The organism is Fodinibius salsisoli (assembly GCF_026229185.1).
Taxonomy (GTDB): domain Bacteria; phylum Bacteroidota; class Rhodothermia; order Balneolales; family Balneolaceae; genus Fodinibius; species Fodinibius salsisoli.
In genome coordinates, this window is sequence record NZ_JAGGJA010000029.1 from 1 (window position 1) to 2,500 (window position 2,500).

The following is a 2,500-nucleotide window of genomic DNA, read 5'->3' on the forward strand; positions in this document are numbered from 1 at the left end:
AAATAAAGAGAGCAGGAGGGGACCTACGCTTCCGCCCGGAGGGCAGTACCATCGGCGCTGCAGGGCTTAACGGCCGTGTTCGGGATGGGAACGGGTGGGGCCCCTGCGCTAAACCCTTCTGCTCAATAATGTCAATATCATCTCGTGCTTCTTTGACCTAATGATAGCTGTATGGTAAATCAAAAGAAAAATCTTGTGCTGCCTGATTGTATCTGTGGACCCACACGACCGGCGAGTCGTGCAAGCCATATAAGTGGAAGCCGGTAGCCTTATTAGTACGGCTCGGCTAAAGGTGTTAACCACCCGTATACCTGCCGCCTATCAATCTGGTCGTCTTCCAGAAGGCTCCAGTAGGGAATGTTTATCTTGGAGCGTGCTTCGCGCTTAGATGCTTTCAGCGGCTTATCACTTCCGCACATAGCTACCCAGCGGTGCCACTGACGTGACAACTGGTCCACCAGCGGTGCGTCCACTCCGGTCCTCTCGTACTAGGAGCAGCTCTCCGCAACATTCCAACGCCCACAGCAGATAGGGACCGAACTGTCTCACGACGTTCTGAACCCAGCTCGCGTACCGCTTTAAATGGCGAACAGCCATACCCTTGGGACCTTCTCCAGCCCCAGGATGCGATGAGCCGACATCGAGGTGCCAAACCTCCCCGTCGATGTGAACTCTTGGGGGAGATAAGCCTGTTATCCCCGGAGTACCTTTTATCCTTTGAGCGACGACCCTTCCATTCGGAAATCGCCGGATCACTAAACCCTGCTTTCGCACCTGCTCGACCTGTATGTCTCGCAGTCAAGCACCCTTATGCTTTTACACTCTACGCACGATTGCCGACCGTGCTGAGGGTACCTTTGGGAGCCTCCGTTACATTTTAGGAGGCGACCGCCCCAGTCAAACTACCCACCATACACTGTCTTCCCACTCGGGGAATTAGAATTCAGCTGCCCAAAGGGTGGTATTTCACCGGCGGCTCCACCCCAGCTAGCGCTGGGGCTTCAGTGCCTCCCACCTATCCTGCACATTCGGCAGCTAAAGCCAATGTAAAGTTGTAGTAAAGGTTCACGGGGTCTTTCCGTCCCGCTGCGGGTAATCGGCGTCATCACCGATACCACAATTTCACCGAGCTCGTGGCCGAGACAGCATCCAATTCGTTGCACCATTCGTGCAGGTCGGAACTTACCCGACAAGGAATTTCGCTACCTTAGGACCGTTATAGTTACGGCCGCCGTTTACTGGGGCTTCAGTGGGGCGCTTCATCCCGAAGGATTAACGCCCTTCCTTAACCTTCCAGCACCGGGCAGGTGTCAGCCCCTATACATCGTCTTACGACTTAGCAGAGGCATGTGTTTTTGTTAAACAGTCGATTGGATCTGGTCACTGCGCCCCCACCCGAAGGTGGGGGGATCCTTCTCCCGAAGTTACGGATCTAATTTGCCGAGTTCCTTAGCCACGATTCGCTCGAGCACCTTAGGATACTCTCCTCATCTACCTGTGTCGGTTTATGGTACGAGCGCTAGGCAGCAAACGACGACGGGTTTCTTGGCAGCCAGATTACCTACACTATTGGTTTGCCCGTAGGCTCCCCATACTGTCGGCGGTCAGCCGTATGCGGGGCGGATTTGCCTACCCCGCGGCCTACAACCTTTAACCCCCTATTACGTCAGGAGGCGGTAGTGTCACTTCTGCGTGACGCCTTCGTTTATTGCTGATTAGCGGTACCGGAATATTTAACCGGTTTTCCATCGGCTTCGCCTGTCGGCTACACCTTAGGTCTCGACTAACCCTGATCCGATTAGCGTTGATCAGGAACCCTTAGATTTTCGGTGGAGGGGTTTCTCACCCCTCTTATCGTTACTCATGCCTACAGTTTCGCTTCCAGAACCTCCACCATCCCTCACAGGACGACTTCGATGGCGCTGGAATGCTCCTCTACCACTCTACGTAAAACGTAGAATCCACAGCTTCGGCACCAAACTTATGCCCGTCAATTATCGACGCCGGGCCGCTCGACTAGTGAGCTATTACGCACTCTTTCAAGGAATGGCTGCTTCTAAGCCAACCTCCTAGTTGTCTGGGCAACCCAACTTTCTTTGTTCAACTTAGTTTGGATTTTGGGGCCTTAGCTGGTGGTCTGGGTTGTTTCCCTCTTGCGGGAGGACGTTATCGCCCCCACGCTGACTACCTGGCAACACAGGTCGGCATTCGGAGTTTGGCTAGATTTGGTAGGCGGTGAAGCCCCCTAGTCTAATCAGTGCTCTACCTCCGGCCTGCTATTCGCCAGATGCTATACCTAAATATATTTCGAGGAGAACGAGCTATTTCCGAATTTGATTGGCCTTTCACCCCTATCCACAACTCATCCGATGGCTTTTCAACGCCAGGCGGTTCGGGCCTCCACGTGGTCTTACCCACGCTTCGCCCTGGTCATAGATAGCTCATCCGGTTTCGCGTCTGCCCCGCTGCACTTTCGCCCTGTTCGGACTCGCTTTCGCTT

At 54.0% G+C, this 2,500-nt stretch carries 2 rRNA genes (1 of these 2 cut by a window edge); both read right to left on the reverse strand.

From position 1 onward, the window contains the following. Positions 1-10 precede the first annotated feature (10 nt). Positions 11-122 (reverse strand): 5S ribosomal RNA (rrf, locus tag J6I44_RS20420). Between the two features lie 129 nt (positions 123-251). Next, positions 252-2,500: ribosomal RNA gene (locus J6I44_RS20425) — 23S ribosomal RNA — on the reverse strand (it continues 652 nt past the right edge of the window).